Source organism: Bradyrhizobium sp. IAR9 (genome assembly GCF_013408065.1).
GTDB lineage: Bacteria > Pseudomonadota > Alphaproteobacteria > Rhizobiales > Xanthobacteraceae > Bradyrhizobium.
Window position 1 is genome coordinate 44,741 of the sequence record NZ_JACBZW010000015.1, and the last position, 24,550, is coordinate 69,290.

The 24,550-nt window shown below is 64.3% G+C and carries 23 protein-coding genes and 1 tRNA gene; 15 read left to right on the plus strand and 9 right to left on the minus strand.

Annotation, left to right across the window (positions count from 1 at the left end):
* Positions 1-8: 8 nt before the first annotated feature.
* The gene (gene rnpA, locus GGD67_RS31305; RefSeq protein ID WP_018321165.1) at positions 9-422 is read right to left on the minus strand and encodes a ribonuclease P protein component; all 414 of its coding nucleotides are present in this window, start codon (positions 420-422) and stop codon (positions 9-11) included.
* A 28-nt stretch (positions 423-450) separates the two neighbouring features.
* Complete coding sequence (rpmH, locus tag GGD67_RS31310) at positions 451-585, minus strand: 50S ribosomal protein L34 (protein WP_008542748.1); 135 nt, start codon at positions 583-585, stop codon at positions 451-453.
* Between the two features lie 364 nt (positions 586-949).
* On the opposite strand from rpmH, the gene GGD67_RS31315 reads away from it, so the two are divergent.
* The 4 genes from GGD67_RS31315 (at position 950) to GGD67_RS31330 (ending at position 4,256) form a co-directional block, all read left to right on the plus strand.
* Positions 950-2,449, plus strand: coding sequence for a sensor histidine kinase (locus GGD67_RS31315; protein WP_092251795.1), 1,500 nt, complete (start codon positions 950-952; stop codon positions 2,447-2,449).
* 260 nt (positions 2,450-2,709) lie between these two features.
* A tRNA-Arg gene (locus tag GGD67_RS31320) sits at positions 2,710-2,786 on the plus strand.
* A gap of 84 nt (positions 2,787-2,870) precedes the next feature.
* Positions 2,871-3,227, plus strand: coding sequence for a 6-carboxytetrahydropterin synthase QueD (queD, locus tag GGD67_RS31325; protein ID WP_018321167.1), 357 nt, complete (start codon positions 2,871-2,873; stop codon positions 3,225-3,227).
* A gap of 126 nt (positions 3,228-3,353) precedes the next feature.
* Positions 3,354-4,256, plus strand: coding sequence for a hypothetical protein (locus GGD67_RS31330; protein ID WP_179738218.1), 903 nt, complete (start codon positions 3,354-3,356; stop codon positions 4,254-4,256).
* Between the two features lie 435 nt (positions 4,257-4,691).
* On the opposite strand, the gene GGD67_RS31340 is transcribed toward GGD67_RS31330, so the two are convergent.
* Together GGD67_RS31340 and GGD67_RS31345 are read right to left on the minus strand one after the other, a co-directional pair.
* Positions 4,692-4,979 carry a type II toxin-antitoxin system ParD family antitoxin gene (locus tag GGD67_RS31340; RefSeq protein WP_179738220.1) on the minus strand — a complete coding sequence of 96 codons (288 nt, stop codon included), beginning with the start codon at positions 4,977-4,979 and terminating at the stop codon, positions 4,692-4,694.
* 66 nt (positions 4,980-5,045) lie between these two features.
* Positions 5,046-5,816 carry an IclR family transcriptional regulator gene (locus tag GGD67_RS31345; RefSeq protein ID WP_179738222.1) on the minus strand — a complete coding sequence of 257 codons (771 nt, stop codon included), beginning with the start codon at positions 5,814-5,816 and terminating at the stop codon, positions 5,046-5,048.
* Between the two features lie 196 nt (positions 5,817-6,012).
* Between GGD67_RS31345 and GGD67_RS31350 the strand changes: the two genes are divergently transcribed.
* The 3 genes from GGD67_RS31350 to GGD67_RS31360 are packed head-to-tail and all read left to right on the plus strand — an operon-like array spanning position 6,013 to position 9,943.
* The gene (locus GGD67_RS31350) at positions 6,013-6,804 is read left to right on the plus strand and encodes an enoyl-CoA hydratase/isomerase family protein (RefSeq protein ID WP_179738224.1); all 792 of its coding nucleotides are present in this window, start codon (positions 6,013-6,015) and stop codon (positions 6,802-6,804) included.
* Between the two features lie 3 nt (positions 6,805-6,807).
* A complete protein-coding gene (locus GGD67_RS31355) occupies positions 6,808-8,895 on the plus strand; it encodes an acetate--CoA ligase family protein (protein WP_179738226.1) in 2,088 nt (695 codons plus the stop codon).
* A gap of 22 nt (positions 8,896-8,917) precedes the next feature.
* Positions 8,918-9,943 (plus strand): tripartite tricarboxylate transporter substrate binding protein, encoded by a 1,026-nt coding sequence (locus GGD67_RS31360; protein WP_179738228.1) that lies wholly within the window; start codon positions 8,918-8,920, stop codon positions 9,941-9,943.
* A gap of 99 nt (positions 9,944-10,042) precedes the next feature.
* On the opposite strand, the gene rnk is transcribed toward GGD67_RS31360, so the two are convergent.
* From rnk to GGD67_RS31375, 3 genes are all read right to left on the minus strand, one after another.
* Positions 10,043-10,456, minus strand: coding sequence for a nucleoside diphosphate kinase regulator (rnk, locus tag GGD67_RS31365; protein WP_018321175.1), 414 nt, complete (start codon positions 10,454-10,456; stop codon positions 10,043-10,045).
* Positions 10,457-10,466: 10 nt separating this feature from the next.
* The gene (locus tag GGD67_RS31370) at positions 10,467-10,949 is read right to left on the minus strand and encodes a GreA/GreB family elongation factor (protein WP_179738230.1); all 483 of its coding nucleotides are present in this window, start codon (positions 10,947-10,949) and stop codon (positions 10,467-10,469) included.
* A 271-nt stretch (positions 10,950-11,220) separates the two neighbouring features.
* Positions 11,221-11,547, minus strand: coding sequence for a hypothetical protein (locus GGD67_RS31375; protein WP_018321177.1), 327 nt, complete (start codon positions 11,545-11,547; stop codon positions 11,221-11,223).
* A gap of 236 nt (positions 11,548-11,783) precedes the next feature.
* Here GGD67_RS31375 and GGD67_RS31380 point away from each other — a divergent pair, with 236 nt between their 5' ends.
* Both GGD67_RS31380 and GGD67_RS31385 read left to right on the plus strand, forming a co-directional pair.
* Positions 11,784-12,449 (plus strand): class I SAM-dependent methyltransferase, encoded by a 666-nt coding sequence (locus GGD67_RS31380; protein WP_177236872.1) that lies wholly within the window; start codon positions 11,784-11,786, stop codon positions 12,447-12,449.
* 13 nt (positions 12,450-12,462) lie between these two features.
* On the plus strand, positions 12,463-13,506 hold the full coding sequence (locus GGD67_RS31385; protein ID WP_179738232.1) for a zinc-binding dehydrogenase: 1,044 nt from the start codon (positions 12,463-12,465) through the stop codon (positions 13,504-13,506).
* Here GGD67_RS31385 and GGD67_RS31390 read toward each other — a convergent pair.
* Positions 13,503-14,720, minus strand: a complete 1,218-nt coding sequence (locus tag GGD67_RS31390) for an MFS transporter (protein ID WP_179738234.1) — start codon at positions 14,718-14,720, stop codon at positions 13,503-13,505. The genes GGD67_RS31385 and GGD67_RS31390 overlap by 4 nt on opposite strands.
* A 151-nt stretch (positions 14,721-14,871) precedes the next feature.
* On the opposite strand from GGD67_RS31390, the gene GGD67_RS39825 reads away from it, so the two are divergent.
* The 5 genes from GGD67_RS39825 to GGD67_RS31415 all read left to right on the plus strand — a co-directional run bounded on the left by GGD67_RS39825 (position 14,872) and on the right by GGD67_RS31415 (position 22,098).
* Positions 14,872-15,528, plus strand: a complete 657-nt coding sequence (locus GGD67_RS39825) for a LysR family transcriptional regulator (RefSeq protein ID WP_018321181.1) — start codon at positions 14,872-14,874, stop codon at positions 15,526-15,528.
* Positions 15,529-15,655: 127 nt separating this feature from the next.
* Entirely contained in the window at positions 15,656-17,827 is a 2,172-nt protein-coding gene (locus GGD67_RS31400; protein ID WP_179738235.1) for an exopolysaccharide transport family protein, read from the plus strand.
* A 2-nt stretch (positions 17,828-17,829) separates the two neighbouring features.
* Positions 17,830-18,972 (plus strand): glycoside hydrolase family 5 protein, encoded by a 1,143-nt coding sequence (locus tag GGD67_RS31405; RefSeq protein ID WP_179738237.1) that lies wholly within the window; start codon positions 17,830-17,832, stop codon positions 18,970-18,972.
* Positions 18,973-19,055: 83 nt separating this feature from the next.
* Positions 19,056-20,615 carry a hypothetical protein gene (locus GGD67_RS31410; protein WP_179738239.1) on the plus strand — a complete coding sequence of 520 codons (1,560 nt, stop codon included), beginning with the start codon at positions 19,056-19,058 and terminating at the stop codon, positions 20,613-20,615.
* A 163-nt stretch (positions 20,616-20,778) separates the two neighbouring features.
* Positions 20,779-22,098 carry an aminotransferase class V-fold PLP-dependent enzyme gene (locus tag GGD67_RS31415; RefSeq protein ID WP_179738241.1) on the plus strand — a complete coding sequence of 440 codons (1,320 nt, stop codon included), beginning with the start codon at positions 20,779-20,781 and terminating at the stop codon, positions 22,096-22,098.
* A gap of 28 nt (positions 22,099-22,126) precedes the next feature.
* Here GGD67_RS31415 and GGD67_RS31420 read toward each other — a convergent pair whose 3' ends face one another.
* Complete coding sequence (locus GGD67_RS31420) at positions 22,127-22,525, minus strand: VOC family protein (protein ID WP_179738243.1); 399 nt, start codon at positions 22,523-22,525, stop codon at positions 22,127-22,129.
* 158 nt (positions 22,526-22,683) lie between these two features.
* Between GGD67_RS31420 and GGD67_RS31425 the strand changes: the two genes are divergently transcribed.
* Positions 22,684-24,447 carry a phospholipase D-like domain-containing protein gene (locus GGD67_RS31425; RefSeq protein WP_179738245.1) on the plus strand — a complete coding sequence of 588 codons (1,764 nt, stop codon included), beginning with the start codon at positions 22,684-22,686 and terminating at the stop codon, positions 24,445-24,447.
* The last annotated feature ends 103 nt before the right edge of the window (positions 24,448-24,550 follow it).

A 24,550-nucleotide genomic window follows, 5' to 3' on the forward strand; every position in this document is an offset into this window, starting at 1 on the left:
TCTCGTCATCAATCCGGTTTGCGGCTGGCAGCAGGAGCGGGGCGGGGCCCGGTACGGTCAGTCCTCGGGCTGCGTCCCTTCGCAGGTCCCTTGGCCGTATGCCGCGCCGGCTTCGTGAACGCCATGCGCAGATCGTCGAGCATGGTGGCGAAGTCGCGCGAGAGCGCGCCGCTTCGTCCGACCAGGACATAATCATGATGGGGCTGCATCGACACCGGATCGAGCCGCTTCACCAGTTCGCGAAGCCGGCGCCGGATACGATTGCGCGCGGGGGCGTTGCCGTTCTTTTTGGTAACGGTGAAGCCAATCCGGATCGGGCCGCCGTCATCGCGGGGGCGGCTTTGCAGGACGAACGCGGGACTGTTCACCCGCGCGCCATTGGCAACGGCGAGGAAATCCGCCCGCTGCCTCAGCCGATCCATGATGAAATCCCGGAAAAGGGGGTCCGGCTCAGGCGCTCAGACGCTTGCGGCCGCGGGCGCGGCGGGCGGCGAGAACCTTGCGGCCGCCGGCAGTGGCGAGACGAGCACGGAAGCCGTGACGGCGCTTGCGCACCAGTTTGCTGGGTTGATAAGTCCGCTTCACGGGTTTTTCTCCGCTGACCGGGCAATTTGCCTGTAGAATTGAAGGTAAAGTCCGGAAGATGCGGCCCAAAACGAGCCGTTTCCGGCCCCAAGAGAGCCGCTCCCGGTGTCGCACCGGGTCATCGCGGACAATTTGCGCGGCTTATAAGGGAGTGCCTTCTTTTCGTCAACGCCGCACAAGCGCACGATTCCGGTGAATATCGCTGTTTGTGCGGGGTTTTTAACCCTTGAGGTGGCGACTCGCGATATCAGCGCTTACATCCCACCTCGGCAGATTAGCGATCCGTAATTTGACCGGACCGGGGTCGGGTCGCATCTTCATACCGCCAATCCTTTACCGGCCAAAGGCAGCGAGGGCGACTTTCGTGGCAGCGACAGACCTCCAGCCGATCCAGGATCAGGATCAGCCGGACCAGCCGGCGATGCGCCCCCGTGGGACGCGCGGCCTCGGGCTGTCAGGCAAGCTGTTGTTGCTCACCGTTCCCCTGGTGATGATCGCGGCCAGCCTGCTCTATGTGCCCGCCATCGCCAACTTCTGGGTCAATCGGCTGAACGACCGCGTCGCCGCCGCCAACACCGCGGCGCTGGTGCTCGATGCGGCGCCGCTCGGCATGGTTCCTGATTCGCTGTCGCGGCAGATCCTGAAGAGCATCAATGCCCGCGCCGTCGCCATCAAGATGGGCCAGCAGCGCCGGCTGCTCGCCAGCGACAACATTCCGGCCGCCATCGAGCATGACATCGACCTGCGTGACATGACGGCATGGGAGGCGATCACCGGCTCGTTCCGGATGATGCTGGAGACCGGCAATCAGGCCATCCGCATCGTCGGGCCCGGCGTCGGCAATGCCCAGTTCATCGAGATCGTCACCGACGAGCTGCCACTGCGGCAGCAGATGTACCGGTTCTCCCGCAACGTCGTGGTGGTCGCGCTGATCATCGCGGCGCTGACCGCGGGCCTCGTCTATCTGGCGCTTCATTATCTCTTCGTGCGCCCGATGCGGCGGCTGACCGCGAGCCTGGTCGGCTTCCACGAGAACCCCGAAAGCTCAGCGGGGATCATTGTGCCGAGCCAGCGCAGCGACGAGATCGGGGTCGCCGAGCGCGAATTGTCGGACATGCAGCGCGATTTGATGTCGATGCTGCATCAGAAGAGCCGGCTCGCCGCCCTTGGCCTCGCCGTGTCCAAGATCAACCACGATCTGCGCAATCTGCTGGCCTCGGCCCAGCTGCTGTCGGACCAGCTCGCCAGCGTGCCGGACCCGCGGGTGCAGCGCTTCGCGCCAAAGCTGGTGCGCTCGCTCGAGCGCGCCATCGCCTTCTGCCAGTCGACGCTGTCCTACGGCCGCGCCCAGGAGGCCGCACCGGACCGGCGCATGATCCTGATCGAGCCTGTCGTGCTGGAGGTGCGCGAGACCGCGGGCCTCGCCTCCGACGCCTCGATCGCCTGGGTCGCCGCGATCGATCGCGGGCTTGCGGTCGATGCCGATCCCGATCAGCTGTTCCGGGTGCTGCTCAACCTCGTCCGCAACGCCGCCCAGGCGCTGGAAAGTCACGCCTCCGGCGAGGGCGGGGTGCAGCAGATCCGGATCACGGGAAAACGCGAGGGCGCGGTCGCAATTCTCGAGGTTTCCGATACCGGCCCCGGTGTCCCCCCGAAGACCCGGGAGCACCTGTTCGAGGCGTTCCAGACCTCCGGCCGCCCCGGCGGAAGCGGCCTTGGCCTCGCCATCGCCGCCGAGCTGGTCCGCGCCCATGGCGGCGATATCCACCTGGTCGAAGGCACCATCGGCGCCACCTTCCGCATCGTCATCCCCGACCGGCCCGTCGAGCTCCTTTCCATCCGCAACGAGCGGCAGAGGGCGTAGTCGGCCAGAGGCCCATAATCTCCCGTCATTCCGGGGCTCGCGTGGCGAGAACCCGGAATCCCGAGCATTGGCGCGAGATTCCGGGTTCGACGCTGCGCATCGCCTCGGAATGACATCCAAACCGTCATTTCCCTGCAAAATCTCCCCATCCCGGACCTTGCCAATCGGGGCAAGAGCGGTTAGTCAGAGCGCTCTTTCGCACCCCCTCCGGCTTTGCCGGGGGCTGCCTGCGGGCCAAGCCCGCGCTGTTTGCGAAAAACGCGCCCGTAGCTCAGCTGGATAGAGCATCAGACTACGAATCTGAGGGTCGGACGTTCGAATCGTTCCGGGCGCGCCATTCTTCGCCGAAAGGTCAGGACCTAGCAGCATCTGGTCGCCAGACGGGCCCGAGACCGGATGGCGACGCCGTGTGAGGAGCGGAATGAAGATATCGCAGGCGTTCAAGTTCGAGGCGGCGCATCGGCTGCCGAACGTGCCCGAGACCCATCGATGCCGCCGGTTGCATGGTCATTCCTATCGGGTCGAGGTCCAGTTGGACGGGCCGGTCGACCCGCATACCGGCTTCGTCGCGGATTTCTTCGACATCGAAAAAAGCTTCGCCGACATCCTGGGCGCGCTGGATCACCACTGCCTGAACGAGGTCAAAGGCCTCGAGAACCCGACCGCCGAGAATATCGCGATCTGGATCTGGGACCGGTTGAAGCCGAGCCTTCGACAGCTGTCGGCGGTCCGTGTCTATGAAACGGCGGACTGCTGGGCCGAATATAACGGGCAGTAGCGATGGCCCTGCGCTGATCCCGCGCGGGCCGTCCTTGGCTCGGCTGGATAGAGCATCAAACGACGGATCTGAGGGGCGGACGTTCGAATTGTTCCGGACGCGCCCTTTCGATAGTAAGTACGTCCCATGCGTACCATCGATCGCCTGTGCTCCTGCCTCGTTCTGTTCCTTGCAATCGCAGCCGTCCCCGCGCTTCCCGCGCGCGCGGCCGAAACCTGCCCGTTCATCAGCGCCAAGGATCTCGCCGCCGCGATGCCGGCGCTCAAATGGTCGCTGATTTCAAATCAGGACGGCCGTGGCTGCATCTACCAGGCCGGGCGCGGCGACACGATGATGCTCTCCGTGTTCCGCAACCCGGACAAGGACCGCGCCAGGGAATTGTACGCGACCTTCATCAAGACGCTTGGCGAGCGCATGCCGCTTAACGCAGTCGCGGGGATCGGCGACGAAGGCCAGGGCGGAACGAGCGCGGCCGGCGCAGAGCGCCAGGAGGCCTCGGTCGTCGCCTTGTCCGGCGATTACATTCTGCAGATCACCGTCTATCCGGTCGGCCGGCGTGCCGACGACGCGCTGCTCGGGCCGGTCACCGAAGCCGCGCGCGTGGCCATCGCCAGCGTGAGCAAGAGCAGCGAGCGGTTCGGCAATTGCGAGTGGCTCACGGCCGCGGATGCCGACGGCTTTCTCGACAAGAGCACGCTGACGGTCCAGCGCACCGGCGCGGGCAGCTGCATGATGTTCGATCGCGACGCCAACACCATGATCGTCGCGGTGATCGCGACCTCGCGCGACACCGCCATCGGCATGATGAAGCGCGCAGGTCCCTGCAAGCACGCGGCGATCCCCGAGCTTGGCAGCGAGGCGTTCGGTGAGCATTCCTGCACCAAGGGCAACGGCAACGCCGTCACCATCTATGTCTGGAAGAACGGCAGGCAGGCTTCGATCGTGTTTGCCCCGGTCAAGCCGCATCCGGAATCCGGCTCGGTCGAGCGCCTGAAGGCGGTCGCCGGGCGGGTCTATGGGAAATTGTAGCGGCGCAATTCCACGCCAGAGCATGCTGGCGTATCCAGAGGCCTCGAGAGCGCTCTCTGAAATGCCGCGAGCCTACTCTGTGCCTTCGTCGCTGGCGGGTGGAACGTGGCGCCGAAAGTCCATTCTGTCGTGAAGGATGCGCACGATTTCGATCGTGCTGTCCGCCGCGGCCCGATACATCAGGAAATGGCTTCCGCGACGGCCGTGCCGCGCCACGTGAAGCGTGCGAAGGTCTGCCATGATCTCGTCCCGCGGCCTGGAGCCCGCAACATTGGGACGTCGGCAAGCTCGCCCATCGCCTGAACAAGGGTGTCGCGATAGCTTCGAGATTGTCGCGCGCCAAAATTCTCTGTGGTCCACCTGAGGATGTTGGCGAAATCGACCTCTGCGGCTGCACCGAGACGAACGCGCCATCTCCGCCCGGCCATGACGGCTCTATTCGGCGGTTCGGGAGATGATCTTCTCCGAGAGATCGTTCAAATAGGTTTGCAGGTCCTCGATACTTCCGAATTCCTTGAAGTCTCCCTGGTCCAATGCCCCGACACCGGCGCGCGCCGCGGCCCGCAGGGCTTTCAGCTTGCCTGCATCCTCCGCCTCGCGTTGCTCCACGAGCCGCAACCCGTCGCGCAGCACCTCACTGGCATTCTGGTAGCGGCCAGACTTGACGAGGGTCTCAAGGAGCTCTTCCTGACGCTCAGTCAGCACGACGTTTCGGGTGGGCATCGGCATTTCCCTGTTGCTCAAAGCCAGGCAACCTATGGCATATTATGCCGTGGGCGTGTGATCTCCTCAACCCAGCACCTCCTTGCACTTTGCCGCAAACGCGTTGAGGTACGCGCCGAGTTCGCTGGCCAGCGCAACGGACCGCTCGACATTTTGCAGGCTCATGTTGAGGGCGTAGACCGGAAGCCCGGCCAGCACGATGGGCGTGGCAACGGCGAGAACGCCGGGTTGCCACGACACTGCGCAATAACCGTTGCGTTCGACCGCGCGTATCGATGTCCTGACGTCCGCAAGCAACGCCTTGGTGGCCGCAGCGCTGCGCCGCTTGAACTGCTTCAGCAATCGCTCGCGCTCGGTCTCTGCGATGCCGGCGAGGTACGCGCGCCCGAGCGACGTCAACTCCATCGGGACCTGCTGACCCGCGACGACGTTCCGCAGTGCCGCTCGGGGGCTGTAGCGGATCGACTCCAGGTAAACCATTATGGCTCGATCCGCCGTCGCGAGGCCCACGTTGAGCCGGCGCTTGGCCGATTCGGCCCGCATCATCGGTCCGATCGCGTTGAGCACCGGTGATCCCGTCCGCATCGCGTGACCGATGCTGATGACGGAAGCGGCAAGCCGGTAGGTCCGCATCGCGCGGACTTCGTCGAGCATCCCGGAATTGACCAGCGTTCGCGTCAGCCGGCTGACCGTCGATCGCGGCAGTCCTGTTCGCTCCGCAATCTCGCCGTTGCCCAGCGTGTCGACGCCGGGCCGGAACGCCCGGAGGATCTCGATGCCCCGTTCGAGCGAGCGGTTGCCGTCAACCCCGCCCGCATATCTGCGCACCTGCGCCACATCAGCCTCCGCCCAGCGTTTCCACTAAGTGGAATTAGGGGGATGTTCCGGCGGGCGCAAGCCGCTATCAGCACCGGGAAGAAGAATGCCCGGCCGTGCTGGGGCTCAACGAGGAAACGGCACCGCCGAAATCGGCAACCGACATCCGCAATGCGGCGTCGCGGTGATCGATCCGACTCGAACCAAGGAGCTTGCCATGTCCTATCAGCTCATCGAATTTTCAGTCGCGGCGGGTGTCGCGACGATTGCATTCAACCGGCCGGACCGACGCAACGCCATGAGCGACGACATGCGCTCGGAGTTCGTTGCTGCGCTCGAAACCGTGGCTCGGGACAAAGCGATCAAGGCTCTGGTGCTGACGGGGCGCGGCAGTGCGTTCTGCGCCGGCGGCGACATCAGCGGAATGAAGCGCCGGCTCGAGGCGCCGCAGGGCGAAGTCGCATTCAACGGATGGAGCCGTCAGCAGGGCGTGCATCACGTGCAGTCGCTGCTGCTGGGCCTGCCGAAACCGACGATCGCCGCCGTCAACGGCGCCGCGGCGGGTCTCGGCGCGGACACTGCGCTCGCCTGCGACTTCGTCATGGCAACGGAGCGATCGAAATTCACCTGGTCCTACATCAAGCGCGGTTTGATCCCCGACGGCGGCGGCCTGTATTTCCTGCCGCGCCGGGTGGGGCTTCCCAAGGCCAAGGAGCTGATCTTCACCGGACGCGTCGTCGAGGCCGACGAAGCGCTCGCGCTCGGCATCGTCGATCGCAAGGTGGCCTCGAGCGAGCTCCTGCCGGCCGCGCAGGCCTGGGCGGCCGAACTGGCTCAAGGCTCTCCCACCGCGCTGGCGCTGGGCAAGAAGATCCTGAACGAGACGTTCGAGCATTCCGCCAACGACATCTTCAGTCTCGGCAGCCAGGCGCAGGCCATCTGCTACACCAGCGCGGAGCATCGCGACGCGGTGACCGCATTCCTTGCGCAATCCGCGTCGAAGGATTGAGCCATGGATGCGATCGAACGCCTGATCCGGCCCCGCAGCGTCGCCATCATCGGCGCTTCAGCGGACCCGAGCAAGACGTCGGGGCGGCCGGTGTCCTATCTCCGGAAGCATGGCTTTGCGGGCGCGATCTATCCCGTCAATCCGAAGGTCGCAAGCATCGGCGGTCTGACTTGCTACCCCGACATCGCCTCGCTGCCCGATGTGCCTGACGTCGGCCTTGTCCTGCTCGGTGCCGAGCGCGCGCACGTCGCGGTGCGCGAATTGTCCGAGCGGGGCGCCGCCGCGGCGATCGTCCTTGCCAGTGGCTTCACTGAAACAGGGGCGGAAGGCGCCGAGCGGCAGAAGCAGCTCATGCAGGCCGCCGGCTCCATGCGGATCCTCGGGCCGAACACGATCGGCCTCGTCAATCTCACCGACAATATCGTGCTGTCGGCGTCGGGCGCGCTGGCGATGGATGACTTCCCGGCGGGGTCCATCGGATTGATCTCGCAAAGCGGGGGCATTCTCGGCGCCTTGCTGTCGCGCGCCGCGGCGCGCGGGGTCGGTCTGTCGAAGCTGGTGTCGACCAGCAACGAGGCCGATCTCGACCTCGCTGATTTCATCGATTTTCTCGCCGACGACAGCGCAACCAAGGTCATCGCGCTCTATGTCGAGGCGATCCGCAATCCGGCTCGCTTTCGCGAGTCGGTTTTGAAAGCGCGCCGCGCCGGCAAACCAATTGTCGCCTTCAAGATCGGTCGATCGGAAGCGGGCGCACAGGCGGCGGTCTCGCACACCGGCGCGCTGGCCGGCTCCGATCGCATGTATGACGCCTTGTTCAGGCAAGTCGGCGTGATCCGCGCCAAAACGTTCGAAGACCTGCTCGATATTCCCGCAGCCCTTGGTGCGGGACGGAAGCTGTCCGGCCGGCGTGTTGCGATCCTCACCTCGACCGGCGGCGCCGGCACGATCGTATCAGACAGTCTCGGCGTCGCCGGCTTTGTGACACCCGCCCCCGATGCTGAGACGGCCGCGCAATTGCGCGCGCTGCAGTCGGGACCGCAAGCCAACCTCGATCGCAACCCGATCGATGTGACCCTCGCCGGCCTGCAGCCGGATCTGCTGCGCGCCGCCATCCGCATCCTGCTCGCAAGTCCCTCCTACGACGCGCTGGTCGTCATTGCCGGCTCGTCGGCCGTGGGATCGCCGAGCCTGATGGCCGATGCCATCCACGACTGCCTGCCGCTGAGCGACAAGCCCGTCATTGCCTATGTGAGCCCCTACGCGCCCGAGGTGGTTTCCGTCCTCACCCGCCGAGGCGTCCCGGCCTACACGTCCGCCGAAAGCTGCACGGCTGCGCTCAACGGGCTCTTGCGGGCCGCAATGCCGGAGCAGGTCCAGACCTCCGGTGCGATCGAGACGACGGTCGACATCGGCGACTTCCCGGCAGGATCGCTGGATGAGGCTCAAGCCAAGGCGTTGTTCGCCCGCTTTGGTGTTCCGGTCGTGGCAGAGAAAATGGTCGCAACGGCGAGCGAAGCGGAACAGGCCGCACGAGACTTCGGCGGCCGGGTCGTGCTCAAAATTCTCTCTCGCGAGATCGCGCACAAGAGCGATGTCGGCGGCGTCGCGGTCAACCTGACTGCCGAGACGATCGGCGGCCGCCTGACGGCGATGGCAGACGAGGTCGAGGCCAGGGTCGGGACGCGGCCCGACCAATTCCTGGTTCAGGAGATGGTTTCCGATGGCGTCGAGATCATTCTCGGAATGCATCGCGATCCTCTGGGAACGGCCATCCTCCTCGGAATGGGCGGCGTCACGGCCGAACTGTTCAAGGACACGACGATGCGCCTGCTGCCACCGGACGGCAGCCTCGGCCAGGCCGAGGCCCTTGCGATGGTGCGTGATCTCGTCACCTGGCCGTTGCTGGACGGTTTTCGGCGCCGGCCGAAATGCGATGTCGAAGCGCTCACAGAAGCGGTCGTCGCTTTCTCGCGCATGGTTGCGCAGCTCGGTGATCGCCTCGTCGAGGCCGAAATCAATCCGGTCTTCGTGCTGCCGGCGGGCCGGGGCGTGAAGGCGGCAGACGGATTGGTTGTTCTCAATGTCTGAACAAGATCGGATGGAGCTTCTTATGGCCAATGGCGAAATCATCAATCATGATCGCGCGCGCGGAAAGGGTGTCGTCGTGCGGCGCTGGCGAGGTCTTGCCATTCTCGCCTGTGCTGTCGTCTCGGGGCTCGGACTGACGCCGGCGCGCGCCGAATATCCCGACAAGATCATCAAGATCGTGGTGCCCTTCGCAGCCGGCGGCGGGACCGACATCATGGCGCGAACGACGGCGCAGGAGATCCAGACGGATCTCGGCAAGTCCGTCATCATCGAGAACAAGCCGGGCGCCGGGACCATCATCGGGACCCAGACGGTGGCGACCAGCGAGCCCGACGGCTATTCGCTCCTGATGGCGACCTTCGCGCACGCGGTCAATCCGAGCCTGTACAAAAAGCTGCCGTTCGATCCGCACAAGGATTTCGCGGCGGTCTCGCTGATCGCGCGATCCTTCAATATCGTCGTCGTCAACCCGGCCTCCAAGATCAACTCGATCTCCGATTTGATCGCAGAAGCCAAGGCCAATCCGGGCAAGCTCAATTTCGGGACATTCGGCACCGGCACCTCGGCCCATCTCGCCGGCGAGCTGTTCAATGCGATGGCCAAGGTCAAGATGACGGCGGTGCCATACAAGGGTGCGGCGCCCGCGATCAGCGATCTCTTGGGCGGCCAGATCGACGTGATGTTCACCACCGTGGCAAGCGCGGCCTCGCTGGTGGCTGCGGGCCAGCTCCGGGCGCTGGCTGTCACGTCCGCCGAACGTTCGGCGGCATTTCCGCAATTGCCTGCTGTCGCCGAGGCCGGGGTGCCCGGCTATGCCGCCGAATCCTGGTACGGATTGTACGCTCCCGCCAAGACGCCCGCGCCGGTGATTGCACGTCTCAATCAGGCAATCGCAAAGGCGGTTCAGTCCGGCGCTTTCAAGAAGCTGGAGGCCAACGAAGGACTCATCATGGTCGGCGGCGCTCCGGAACAGCTCGATCGCTATGTCGGGCAGGAGGAGGAACGCTGGCGCAAGCTGGTCAAGGACGCCAACATCGAGGTGCAATAGGACAGCAGGAGGGCGCCCGCGCATTGCGAAACATTGCGCAAGCACGCTCCGCTCCTATCTGTCCTCACCAGAGTGTTCTGCTCGGTCGGATGACAGCCCTCATTCGGAGACGGCGAGAACGGTCAGCCCCCTGGTGCGCTTGTCCGGCGTCTCGAACTCGATCCGCTGCCCCACCGAGAGGCCAATCAGGGCCGCTCCAACGGGCGTCAGGATCGAGACCCGGTTGAGTTCGATGTTCGCCTCGTGCGGATAGACCAGCACGATCTCCCGGCTCGCACCTGTCCCGTCATCGCGATAGGTTACTTTGGAGCCCATCCTGACCACGCCGCGCAAATCGTTCTCTGCGGCGACCGACGCGCGCTCCAGTTCGCGCGCCAGAAACTGGGCGACACGAGGGAATAGATCCATGGTCGAATTCGCCAGCGAGCTGAGACGCCGCGATTCGTCTTCAGTGATCTTGATCGGCGGCAACGCCGGCTGGTCTCGCCGAATCTCGGTTTCGAAGTTGTGCATTTGATGTCTCCTATGCTGCAGTTGGTCCGGGATCGTCATCGAGCGGCTTGCGCCGATGAGCCCGGAAGAGCGGGACGACGTTGGGGCTTGATTGGGTCACGTTCTGAACCCTGACGACGTTCAGGCAGCCGGCGAGGATGTATGGCATTTGGTCGCCGACCTGCAGGCCGATCAAGGCTGCCCCCAAAGGTGTCAGAACCGAAATGCGGGCGGGATCCGACCCACACTCCTCGGGCCAGACCAATTGCACGACGCGACGCGGAACGCCCCAATTCGTGCAATAGGTGACCCACGATCCAACGGTCACCCGCGAACGGAGATCGTCCCAATCGTTCGGTACGATGTCAGCGCGGTTGATCTCACTGATGAGAAATATCCCGTCCAAATCGCCTTTTTGGGCGGCAAGGCGGGCAAGCTGTTCGAGTCGCGGATAGTCCGATGCGGTGAGCGCGATTCTTGGAAGAGGCAGCACGGCACACTCCTTCTGCTTCAAGACGACCTCTCAGGGCGAGGTCACGAAAGCTGGAAAAGAGCCCGGACGGTGCAAGCACCGTCCGGCTAACCGCCTGCTTGGAGGCGGCCGGCGTGAAGACCGAAGCGCGCGGTGCGCGCATCTATGTCGACGACATATGCCATGACATTCTGACTATAGTGATTCATTTCGCCAGCAACATTGCGGCTAAACCGCACAGTCGCGAGCGATCGAATCGCTGCAACGGCCATAATTCGACGGTGATATGAGCTTCAGTTTTGACACTGGCCTTTCACCGCAGCCCCTGCTCGTCGATCAGGATGCGGTGGATCTCGATGCGCTCCGGCAGCTCGATCAGGAATTCCGCGTCGCGCGCGAGATGATGGACCTTGGTCGGCTCGCCCTTGGTGAAGGCCGTCATGGCCTTGATGTCCGCCCAATAGGAAATGGTCGTGAACCACGTCTCCTCGTCGCGGTCCTCGCGCAATTGCTGCACACCGAGCGCGGTCTTGAGCAGCGGCGGAATGCCCTCGGACTGCAGATAGGCTTGGTAGGCATCGGCGAGATCGCGGCGGGTGCGACCGCGCCAGATGCGAGCGATGGTCGGCTTGGTCGGCATGGTGGACTCCTTCCGGGCGAAACGCCGTGCTTCGCAGTCCCGTTCCATGCGCCTCCCTGTCGCTGCCGCCAGCGGAACCTGTGCCGGCTGCTGACGGTCCCGTCTCGGAATTCCCCATCATTGATCTGAAGCAATGATGATCCCGACCACCAATGCTAGAACGACTCGCAAGTCGCGACTCAGGGCTCCCCAGCCGGTCGCGACCATCGCAGCGCGTGTTGGAATCTGAGGGCTCAATGGGACGATTACTGAATATCGTGACGCCGCTGCATACGGCGACGAAGCGCGACTACATGGGCCGCATGAACGACGACAAGATCGGCTGCTCGCTGAAAGCGCGGGAGTACGAGGCTGATTATTGGGATGGCGACCGCCGCTTCGGCTATGGCGGCTATCGCTTCATCGAGGGGCGCTGGGCGCCGGTCGCCAAGGCGCTGATCGAGACCTATGGCCTGAAGGACGGCTCCAGCGTGCTCGACGTCGGCTGCGGCAAGGGCTTCCTGCTGTACGAGATGCAGAAGATCCTGCCGGGCTTGAAGGTCGTCGGCTTCGATATTTCCAAGCACGGCCTCGAAAATGCGCACGAGCAGGTGAAGCCGTACCTCTTCAATTACCGTGCCCAGGACATCTATCCCTATGGCGACGACAGTTTCGATCTCGTCATCTCGCTCGGCACGCTGCACAATCTCCGGCTCTATGAGCTCGAAGCGGCGCTCAAGGAGGTCGAGCGGGTCGGCAAGAACAAATACGTCATGGTCGAGGGCTACCGGAACGTCGCCGAGTTGCACAATCTCGAATGCTGGGCGCTGACGGCGGAGTCCATCCTGCACACGTCAGAATGGATCTGGCTCTACGGCAAGCTCGGTTACACCGGCGATTACGAATTCATCTATTTCGAGTGATCGGGCGCGCCTCATGGATATCAAGACTGCCAAGGCGGCCATTCTCGTCGAATCCGGCAAGCCGCTGATCGTCGACGAGTTCACCTTGCCCGATAGGCTTGAACACGGCCAGGTGCTCGCGCATGTGCATACGTCCAGCATCTGTGGTGCGCAGATCAACGAGATCGACGCCGTCAAGGGCGTCGACAAGTTCCTGCCGCATCTTCTGGGGCACGAAGCGCTGGCAACGATCATCGAAACCGGACCCGGCGTCGTCTCCTGCAAGCAGGGCGACACTGTCGTCATGCATTGGCGGCCCGGCAAGGGCATCCAGTCCAACACGCCGGCCTATTCCTGGCGCGGCAAGCGCCTCAATGCGGGCTGGGTCACCACCTTCAATGAATATGCCGTGGTGTCGGAGAATCGTGTCACGCCCGTTCCAGCCTCGATCGACCGCACCAGCGCGCCGCTGCTCGGCTGCGCAGTGACGACCGCGCTCGGCGTCGTCAACAACGACGCGCAGATCGCCATCGGCGAGGCCGTCGTCGTGTTCGGCGTCGGCGGCGTCGGATTGAACATCGTGCAGTTCGCCGCGATGGTCGGCGCCTATCCTGTCATTGCGATCGACCGCCTCGACAACAAGCTGGCGATGGCGAAGGATTTCGGCGCCACCCACACCATCAACTCCGAAGCGGTCAAGGATGTCGCTGCCGAGGTTCGCTCCATCACCGGCACTGAGGGACCCGACAAGGTCGTCGAGACCACCGGCGTCAAGAATCTGATCGAGCTCGCCTACGAGATCACGGCGAAGAAAGGCCGTTGCATCCTCGTCGGCGTTCCCCGCGAGAAGGCCGAGATCTATACGCTGCCGCTGCACTTCGAGAAGGTGCTGAAGGGCTCGGAAGGCGGGCAATGCCAGCCGGCGCGCGATATCCCGCGTCTCGTTCGCCTGAGCGACGCCGGCAAGGTGAGCTACCGCGGGATCGTGACCCACGAGTTCGCGCTCGACGACGTCAACGACGCACTGGATTTGATGCGCAGCGGCACATCGGGGCGGATCCTGCTGAACATCAGCTAGGCCGCGGCGAAGGCGCCGACGGCACATCGACGCTGGCGCTGCAGCAGCCAGGCTGTGATCGCCATGTTCACGATATTCCAGGCGATGCCATTGACCAGCGCCGAAGCGTAGGAGCCGGTCCAGTCGTAGATCGCGCCGGCCATCCAGGCCCCCAGCGCCATGCCGGCGAGCGTGATCGAGATGGCGAGGCTGACGCGAAAGCCGGCCTCCCTTGCCGGGAACAGCTCACGGATGATCACCGCATAACTCGGCACGATGCCGCCCTGCGCCAGGCCGAAAATGGCGGACACGACGTAGAGCGAGACCAGCCCGTTGAACGGCAGATAGAGCGCGAGTGCCATGGCCTGCATCGCCGAGCCCAGCAGCAAGGTCGGCAGGCCGCCGATGAGGTTCAACACCCAGCCGAAGATCAGACGGCTCGCCACACCAAAGCCGAGCATCACCGCCAGCATTTCGGCGCCGCGCGCGGAGCCGTAGCCGAGGTCGCCGCAATAGGCGACCAAATGGACCTGCGGCATCGACATGGCGACGCAGCAGCACATGCCGGCCAGGGCCAGCAGGCCCTGGGTGACGCCCGGAGACAGGCCGATGGCCTGCATCGTGTTGCCGCAGCTCGCCGCTTGGTGCGCAACCTTGTGGAATACCGGTCGCCGCCGCAGAACCAGACAGAGCGGCAGCATCGTTGCGAGGCAGAACAGGCCGATGCCGATATGGGTCTGCCGCCAACCGTGCGCGGCGATGGCATGCTGGACGATGGGTGGCCAGATCACGCCGGCAAGAGAGCCGCCGGCCGTGGCCAGGGAAATCGCAAGGCCCCGGTGCCTGTCGAACCACAGCGATGCGTCGGCCACCAGGGGCGCGAAGCTCGCCGCGCCGCCGAGCCCGATCGTGACGCCTGAGATCGTCGCGAACACGGACAGGTTAGGGGCAAAGGCGGTCAGGACATAGCCGAGGCTCATCAGGATTGTGCCGCCGGCCAGTGGCGGCAGGATGCCGAAGCGATCCGCCAAGCGGCCGACGATGATGCCACCGATCATGAAGCCGATGATGGCGAGCGTGTAGGGCAGGGTCGCCTCCGCGCGAGGCGCATTGAAATCGGCCTGCAACGCCGGCAATGCCACGATCAGCGACCACATGCCAACGCAGCCCAATGCGCTGAGGGCGATGGAGGCGGTGAGGCGAATCCAGGAATACGAATTTTCGATCGACGGCATGTCGGGCACTGCGGCGGGTTTCCTGGGGCTGCATGGAGATCGGCCCTGGGGTATCGCTCGCCGTCAGCGGCGACAAAGCAGGATTTCTCTTTTGTCGAGCGAGCGAAACTCATGCATCCTCCCGGCCTTCCCGCATCGCCCGGAGCCGGCCATGACGTATCTGCTGCCGCCACTCAATGCCCTGCGCGCCTTCGAGGCCGCCGCCCGCCATCTCAGCTTCAAGCAGGCCGCTCACGAGCTGCACGTCACGGCCGGTGCGGTCAGCCAGCAAGTCCGCCTGCTGGAGGAACGGCTGGGGGTGCAGCTGTTCGAGCGACGGACACGGCAGATCATTCTGACCTCTGCCGGCGAAACCTATCTGGCGCGGGTCCGTGACGCCTTTCGTTGCCTTGCCGAGGCCACCGCCGAGCTCAAGCCCGAGGGCGTCACGAGCCTGCTGCATATCGGGCTCCACGCCAGTTTTGCCGTCGATGCGTTGCGGGCGCGCCTGGCGCAGTTCCGCCGGGCCCAGCCCCAGCTCGCCATTCGCATCAGTCAGCCGGCAGGGCTGCACGAGCTGCTCGAAGGCAAGGTCGACGTCGTGATCGCGGACAGGGTGCAACGCTGTCCCGGCTACAAATGCGAGCCCCTGGAGAGCGGCTTCCTGATCGGGCCGCTGGGCACTGCCGATTGTCCGGAGATCGAAACCTTGCGGTCCTGCCTGCTTGGCGATGTCGAGCGCGCGCGGCCGGCCACGCCGAGGGCGCCGCTGGCCGCCAGTGCGGCAGGTCCGGGACGCAGACCATCCAAGCCGTTCTTTTCCGCCTGAACGGGCCTGTTCTCAGGTTTTGCCATGACCGGCTTCGCGCGCCGGCCGTAACCGGCGGTTAACCATGGATATTTACGGTGTCGAAAGCCTCTGAACTGTGACTGTCAGTTGATTTCGAGTCGAGCCCATGGCGTTCGGTAGCCGCGCAACTCCGCGAAGCATCGCCCCGACGGAGCCTGCGGCTTCGTGGGAAGCGCCGCGGGCTGCGCGGATGAAACCTGACGGCGCCGCGCCGGCGCTGATCAAGGGATCGCTGACCGTCACCGGAGTGCTGTCTTTCCTGCGCGAGAACGGCCGGCGCATTCTGACGCTGGCCCTGGCGCTGTTCGCCCTCGGCGTCGTCGTTCTGATGATTCTGCCGGTCCGGTACGCCGCGACCGCCCTGGTCGTGCTCGATCCCCGGGAGCTGCGCGTGACCTCGGATCAGGAGGTGCTGCCGGGCATCGGCCAGGACGCCGCGGCGCTTCAGAGCCAGATCGAGATCGCCAAATCGGACGGCTTTCTCCGCCCCCTGATCGAGCAGCTCAAGATCGCCGATGACGATGATATCGCGGGCGGTCATACCGACATGACGCGCCTGCTCGAGAAATTCCGCAACCGCCTCGAGATCACGCGGCGCGGGCTCACCTACGTCATTGCGATTTCCTTCACCTCGAACCGCCCCGAGCGGGCCGCTTACTACGCCAACGCCATCGCCGAGGCGTTCGTTGCCAGCCAGGGCCGCGTCCGCACCGAGGCCACGGACGAGGCGGCCGACTGGCTCAAGAACCGGCTGAACACGTTGAACGAGCGGCTGCGCGCATCGGAAGACGCCGTCGCCGCCTTCAGGCTCGAGCACAAGATCCTCAATGCCGGCAAGGATTCGACCACGCAGCAATTGCGGGTGACCGATCTCAATCAGCAGGTCTCCGCCGCTCGTCTTCGCACCGAGGAAGCCAAGGCGCGCTACGAGCAGGTGCAACGCGATCTCAAGGCCAATGTCGAAGGTCCCGTGAAGCAGGACCTGTTGAGCATGCTGCGTGCGCAGCGCTCAACCCTGAACGACCAGATTGCGCAGAAGAAGGCGGTGTACGGCGACCGCCATCCCGACCTCGCGATCTCCTACAGCCAGCTGGCCGATATCAACCGGCAGATCGAGGTCGAGCGGAAAAAGAACATCGACACGGCAAAGTCCGAATATGAGGCTCAGCTGGAGCAGCAGAACGCGCTGGAGAAGCAGCTCAAGGCGGTCGAGACGCAGATGCTGGTCGACGGCCAGGCGCTGGTGAAGCTGCAGGAGCTGCAACGGGACGCCGATGCCAACAGGAACATTTACGAGCAGTTCCTGTCGCGGTTCAAGACGACCAACGAGCAGCGTCAGCTGCAAAACTCCCAGACCAAGATCGCTTCGCCCGCCATTCCGCCGCTGCGCTCGACCCGTCCGCCGCTCGCTCTGCTGCTGGCGGCGCTGGCGATCGGATCGCTGCTGACATCGACCGCCGCCACTGCGGCGATGACGAGCATGTCGGGCGGGCCTGCGCCGGCCGAGGCTGCCGTGCACGCAGCGGCGCAGGACACGCAAGGCCGGCAAGTCCAGCAGCCGCTCCAGCCGCAAGTCCAGCAGCCCGCCGCTGCCGCGCCCCGGCCCGAGGCGATGCCGCGCCTTCCTGTCTGGGCCCGCATCCCCGATCTTTCGTCCGGAGCCGGGACCAACACCAACACCGTCTGGCAAAGACCGATCGCTGCCTCAGTGGAGCTCGATCTCGGCGCCTATCTGCGGCCTCTGCTCGAGCGGATCGATCGCGTGCCGGTGCGCGGTTGCAAGGTCGCCCTCGTGCTGTCGGTCGGCAAGAGCGCCGGCGGCAACACCGTTGCGCGCTCGCTCAATCGCGCCGCCGTGAACCGGGGCATGATGAGCGTCTTGATCCGGCTGCAGGGCGAATTCGCAGGTCACCAGCCGCCGGTGACCGAATGGAACGACGGCTCGACCACGGCAGGACTTCAGTCGATCGACGAGCTCCTCAGTGCCGGCCGAAAGGCCGATGCGAGGCCCGAGGACGATATTCGTTCGGAGTTCGATCTGATCATCGTCCATGCCGGCAATCTCGCCCTGCAGCCCGACGCCATCGCGCTGGCGGCGCATGCGGACCTGATCGTCCTGGTGACGCGCGCCGGCGAGCTCGGTTCGGCGGCGATGCGCCGGGTGACCGCCGCGCTGTCGCGGTACGAGGGCGTGCCGACGGGTTTGGTCGTCAATCACGCGCCTGCGGGCTCGACGGCGCCGCACCCCGAGGGCGGCGCATTGGGCCTTGCGGTTTGACGATGAAAGCGGCGCGCCGTCGTTGGCTGACTGCTGCGATGCTGCTGTCGATCTCGTTCGGAGCGCCGGCCTTCGCCGACACTTGCGTGCCCGTGCCGCAGACGGTGGCGCCGGCGAGGCTCACCGCACTGTCGCGCGGCTTCAATGCCGACGGCTGGATCAACGGCGAGGTGCCGAGCCGCGAGTTGCTGCAGCAACTGCGCCGCGCTGGAATGACTCACGTCCGGCTGCCGGTGCCGGCCGAGCGCGTGATGCCCCGGTTCGCTGAGAAGGCCGAACGCGACGAGACGCTGCGCGCGCTCGAGAAGGCGCTGAAGCAGCTCACCGCGCTCGGCTATGCCACGTCCGTCGATCTTCATCCCGGCGAGCGCTTCAATCGCCTGCACAAGGAAGATCAGGACGCGGCGCTGCGTGAGATGCAGGACGCCTGGGGCAGCCTCGCGGGAGTCATTCGCTCCTATCCGGCCGATCGCGTCTTCGCCGAGCTGCTCAACGAGCCCGATATCGGCGCTGACACATGGCAAAGGCAGGTCGAGACGCTCGCCGGCTTCGTCCGCAAATTGCTTCCCGCCACCACTCTCATTGTCGGCCCCGTCAACTGGCAGCGCGCGGACTCGTTGCCGCGGTTTCGTCCGCTGGATGATCCCGACATCGTCTATGCCATCCACTTCTATGATCCCATGGTGTTCACCCATCAGGCCCACTGGGATGTGCAGGATCCGCTGCACGACATCATCGATCTGCCTTATCCGATCAACGCCGGCGATCCCAAAGTGCAGGGGCTGCGCCAGGATCTGCAGGATCGGGGTGCGACCAAGGCGCTCGGCATGCTCGACACTGCAATTGCCGCCGCCAAGGACAAGCCGGCGGCCGATCGCTGGCTCGCGCCGGCGCTCGCATGGCAGCAGCAGTTCAAGCGGCCGATCATCGTCAACGAGTTCGGCGTGCTGAAAGCCGGTGCGCCCAGACAAAGCCGGTTGCGCTGGCTGGCGGACGTCACCGCTTATGCCAGGGAGCATTGCTGGGGCTGGACGCATTGGGAGCTGGCGCAAGGCTTTGGCCTCGTCGACCGCAACACCGGCAGGCCCGATCCCGACGTGATGCGGGCGCTGCTTGGCGGCGCGACCCGGCCCGCCCGGCGCTGACATCGCACGGGTTCGCTATCGTTAAGGAATCCTTACACATCGCCCCGCTATCGTGCTCGACGCGCGCTGCCAAAGGACGATTGATGGGTGCCGGGGACTTGACCCAGGTTCAGACCGTGCCGGCCGAGCCATCGCCGCCGGCCTGGCGCGAGCTGGTTCCGACCCTCTGCATCGCCGTGGCAGCGATCGGCTTTGCTCCGGTCCTGCATTTGGCCTATCCGGCCCTGGCCATCGTGGTCGAGGTCCTCATCGGCATCGCCATCGTGCTGGCGGTCCCGACCTATGCGCCGGCCATCGCGATCTTCGTCCTGTTCTTCCAGAACCTGTTCGTCTCGATCCTGTCGCCGCTGGTCCCGCTGCCGTCCGATCTCGACTTCATCAAGGGCTACAATTTCCTCGTCTGCTCCGTCATGTGGCTGGCGACGTTCGGCCTTTACGTGCTGGGCCAGAGGAATCAATCGGCCGAGGTGAAGCAGATCATGCGCTGGGGTGTCGTCACCCTCGCCGTGGTGTCGCTGTATTTCGCGATCGGCTTCATCCAGGACGGACAGCCGGCGGCGGTCTATCTGCGCAATATCGTGCTGCCGCTGTTCCTGTTCCAGCTCTCGCTTCTGACGGCCGCGACCTATGAGGTGCGCATCACGCCGTTCCTGGTGATGCTCGCGGTCATCCTTCTGCTGTGCGGCTATGTCGAGCTCGTCTTCCGCGATCTCTGGCTGGCCATCACCAACAGCTATACGTTCTGGGGTTTCGACGAGCTCAAGGCGACCCATTCGGGTGTCTGGGAAGCCCAGATGCGGGCCACCGGCAACGTGCCCGTCGACCTCAAGGACCGCTTCAGCTTCGACTTCCTGAATACACCGCTGCTCGAAGGGTTTGGCCTGTCGAAGATGCTGCGCATCAACGGTCCGAACATGCATCCGATCAGCTTCGCTTACGGCGTCGGGTTTCTCGCCCTGTTCCTGTTCTCGGTGGGACGGCCGCTGCTGGCCCTCGCAGCATTGCCGCTGCTGATCTTTTGCAGCGTGAAGGGCGCGCTCATCGTGGTGATCTTCGTGGTTGCGGCCTGGGTCGCGACCCGTCTGATCGGCGCAGTGGTGACGTTGTTGCTCGGCTTCCTCGGCATGGCCGCCTTCGCGGTTCTGGCGATCCGCCTCGGGCTGCAGATCGGCGACTATCACGTCATCGGACTGATGGGTGGTCTGGACGGATTCGTGCAGAGACCTTTCGGCCGGGGCCTCGGCATTGGTGGCAATTTGTCGGAGAGCTATTTCTCCATCGACTGGAGTGCCGCACAGGCGGCCGGGACGATCGACGGCGCCGTCGAGAGCGCGATCGGCGTGCTCTTGTACCAGATGGGCGTTGGCGCCTTCGTGCTGCTGGCCTTCTATTTCGCGATGGCGCTTAGGGCATGGCGCCTCTACGCCTCATCGGGCTATCTGACGCAGGGTCTCGCCGGCTTCGGCGTCATGGTGGTGCTGCTCAACGGATTGTTCCAGGAAGAGGCCCTGTTCGCGCCACTCGCGCTCGGGCTCATGCTCTCGCTCACGGGCCTCGTCATCGGCAGCCATGTGAGAATGCAGGCCGTCGCCCGCGAGGATGCGGCAGTCGAGCCTCTCCCGCGCTACCAGCCGGTGGCGTAGCCCGGCGGCACGCCGGCCGTCCCTTTCGCAAACGGCACCAGCCACGCGCTTAGTCCGCTCGCGCCGCGGCCTTCAGGGGCCGGCATCATCGAACTGTCACCGCCTTGTCATTCGCGCTCTACTGATCGCTGCTCCTTTCGCCGCGCATCGTGGAGGCTGATATATGCATCTGATCAAGACCATTTCGTCCGACCGCCGGTCGATCCTGAAGGGCCTCGCCGCCGTAGCCATGGCGCCGATGGCTGCGCCGGCGATGGCGGCCGAGGGCCTTCCGGCGCAGCCGGCCGGTTCGGCCGCCGCGATCGCCGCCGACAAGGCCTATTGGGCGGCGGTGAAGGGGCTCTACGCCGTGACGCCCGATGTCGTCAATTTCGAGAACGGCTATTGGGGCATCATGGCCGAGCCGGTGCGGCGCGAGTTCATCCGCCAGTCCGACATGATCAACTTTCAGAACACCTATTACGCGCGGCAGCGCGCGGGTGCGGATTTCGAGGCGGTGCGCGCCAAGGTGGCGGAGGCGGTCGGCGCGGCGACCGAGGAGATCGCGCTCACCCGCGGTGCGACCGAAGCGCTGCAGCTCCTCATCGGCGGCTACAACCGGCTGAAGCCCGGCGATGCCGTGCTCTATGCCGATCTCGATTATGATTCGATGCAGTATGCGATGAACGCGCTGAAGGGGCGCCGCGGCGTCGACGTGGTCAAGTTCGACGTGCCGGAGCCCGCCACCCGCCAGGTGGTGCTCGACGCCTATGCCCGCGCCATCGAGGCGAACCCGAAGACGCGACTTCTGCTCCTGACCCATGTCAGCCACCGCACCGGCTTTGTCATGCCGATCGCCGAGATTGCCCGCATGGCCAAGGCCAAGGGCATCGACACCATCGTCGACGCCGCGCATTCCTGGGGGCAGATCGACTTCCGGGTCGGTGAGCTCGAGGCCGATTTCGTCGGCTTCAATCTGCACAAATGGATCGGCGCGCCGCTCGGCGTGGGCTTTCTCTACATCAGGAAGGACCGCCTCGCCGCCATCGACCGTGACATGGGGGATGAGGATTTTGCCGAGGCCGATATCCGCTCGCGGGTTCACACCGGCACGGTCAATTTCGCCACGGTGCTGACGGTGCCGACGGCCGTGGCGTTGCATCAGCAGATCGGTGCCGCGGCAAAGCAGGCCCGCTTGCGCCATTTGCGCGACTATTGGGTGAGCCGCGCCCGCGGATTCAAGGACATCGAGATCCTGACGCCGGACGAGATCGGTTCGTACGGCGCGATCACGTCCTTCCGTCTCGCCGGCAAGACCAGCAAGGCCGACAACGAGGCCATTGTGGTAAAACTGCGGGACAGCCACAAGGTCATGACGGTGCGCCGGGCCGGCGTCGCCAGGGGACAGTGCATCCGCGTGACGCCGGCGCTCTTTACCGACGAGGCCGATCTCGATCGCCTCGTCGAGGCACTGGCGGTGATCACGGGGACGAAGACGGGGTAAAGCCGGGCGGGGCGCGGTCGCTCGTGTGTCAGCTGCGCTTGGCTGATTGGATCAGGTCCCAGCGGTTGCCACAGAGATCCTCGAAAACCGCCACCACGCCATAGGCCTCATGCCGTGGCGCCTCGACGAAGCGCACGCCGGCGGCGATCATGCGCGCATGATCGCGCTCGAAATCACCCGTCTCCAGGAACAGGAAGACGCGCCCGCCGGTCTGGTCGCCGATGCGTTCCATCTGCGCCGGACCGTCCGCCCGCGCCAGGAGCAAGCCGGAGCCAAAATTGCCCCGCGGCCGCACCACCACCCAGCGCTTGCCGCCACCGAGCGGCGTGTCCTCGCAAAGCTCGAAATTCAGAGCGCGCGTGAAGAAGGCAATCGCTTCATCATAGTCAGCGACCACGAGACTGACGAGGGACAGATGCTGATTCATCACGCAACCTGGTGGATGGCGGGAAGCTCGCTGTCAGGAAGACAAGGGTAGCATCGCATTGGCCCAGCCGGTGCAGCCCTCATGCGCCAAGCATCACGCGCTTGCAATCAAAAATTGTGTTGATAGGATTTGCCCCAAACTTCAGGGCGGGGGGCAGAATGAAGAATTCCTATCAGGTCACGGGCACCAATGCGAACGCGCCATTCACCCTGAAGATTCATCGCGGCGACGGGATGTTGCTGCTCGCGATGAATTGGCGGCAGGGCAAGCCACCGCGCGATTTCGTCGGCTTTGCAATCGAGTACAAGGAGCCGAAGCAAGACCGGTTTTGGCCGGTGCCCAACCGCATCGGCTTTCCGGGTCAGCGCAAGAAGCCGAGCGACCCGATGCTCCCGAGTACGATTGCGCCGATTCAAAAATTCCGCTGGGTGCATTTCCCCTGGCACGCCGACAAGGACGGACAATTTCTCTATCGCGTGACACCCATGTTCATGGACAAGTTGGGAACGCTCAGTCGAGGCGAACCGCAGGAAGCCTCGATCGCCCTGATGCGCGAGACATTACCGGGCAAGCTGAATGTTGCTTTCACGCGCGGTTATGTGTCCTCGCAATCCTTTGTTGAGAAGTTCGCGCCCGACCGCAAGCTCGGCAGCCTCATTCCAGATGATGCGAAGGATGGTTTGACCTTCAAGCCCACGAACAAGAAGGCCGAGGACGCCTACAAATGGATGGGCTTCGAAGCGCGTGCGTCGATCCTCGACGTGCTTGATGAGGCGATCGCCGCCAAGGCCAATGTTCGCGTCATCGCTTATGACTTCAACATGCCCGAAATCCTGAGCCGTCTCGAAAAGCTCGGAAAAAGGCTGAAGGTCATCATCGACGATTCGACGGCCAAGGGCGGCGGGCACAAAGCCAAGGATTCGCCCGAGAGCGTCGCTGAGAAGCGCTTACGCAAATCGGCCGGGGCTGACAACGTCAAGCGCCAACATATGGCGAACCTGCAGCACCATAAATCCATCGCGGTTTCCGGCAAGGGTGTGCATAAGGTCGTGTACGGCTCCACGAACATGAGCTGGCGCGGGTTCTACGTGCAGTCGAACAATGCGGTCATTGTCAACAGCAAGAATGCTGTCGACGATTACTTCAAGGTTTTCGATAGCTATTTTTCGGCGGAAGCCGCCGGCGATTTTCGCGACTCCGAGGTGGCGACGGGTTGGCGCGATCTGGGAGTGAGCGGACTCGGCGGAAAGGTCGCTTTTTCGCCGCATACCGAAGAGAACGGGCTCCTGGCCGTGGTGGGCAAGGACATAGCCAAGGCGAAATCCAGTGTTCTTTTTTCTTTGGCGTTCCTGGGTCAGATGAAAAATGGACCGATCGGTCCTGCCCTGGGTCGCGCCATCAAGAGCAAGACGGTGTTCGCGCTTGGCATCGCCGATGCGCGCGTGAAGGAAGGGAATTTGGGCGTCACCGTATTGACGGCCGACAACAAGAAGCGCGTCGTTCGTTCGTCTGCGCTGACCGGCAATGTGCCGGCTCCGTTCAGTACGGAACCGTCAGGACTTGCCGGCAGCGACGGTCAGCACCGGGGTACTCGGATGCATCACAAATTCGTCGTGCTCGATTTCGATACCGATGATGCACGCGTTTATCTGGGCTCATACAATTTCTCTGAGCCCGCCGATACTGACAATGGCGAGAACCTGTTGCTGATCAAGGATCGCACGGTCGCGACCAGCTACATGATTGAAGCATTGCGCATCTACGATCACTATCGTTTCCGCTCCGCCCGCGAGGACGCAAAGGGCAAGAGCAAAAAGGTGCTCGAGCTTCAGTTGCCGCCCAAAAAGGCTTCAGAGAAGCCGTGGTGGCAGAAGGATTGGGACGATCCGATCAGCAGGAGAGACCGGGAGCTATTTGCCTAAAGCATGATCCGGGAAAGTGCGCAGCGGCTTTCCGAAAAAATCATGCTTAAACAACGACCTAAAGCGCGGTGACGCTTCATCCTGATGGCGTCGCGCTTTAGCG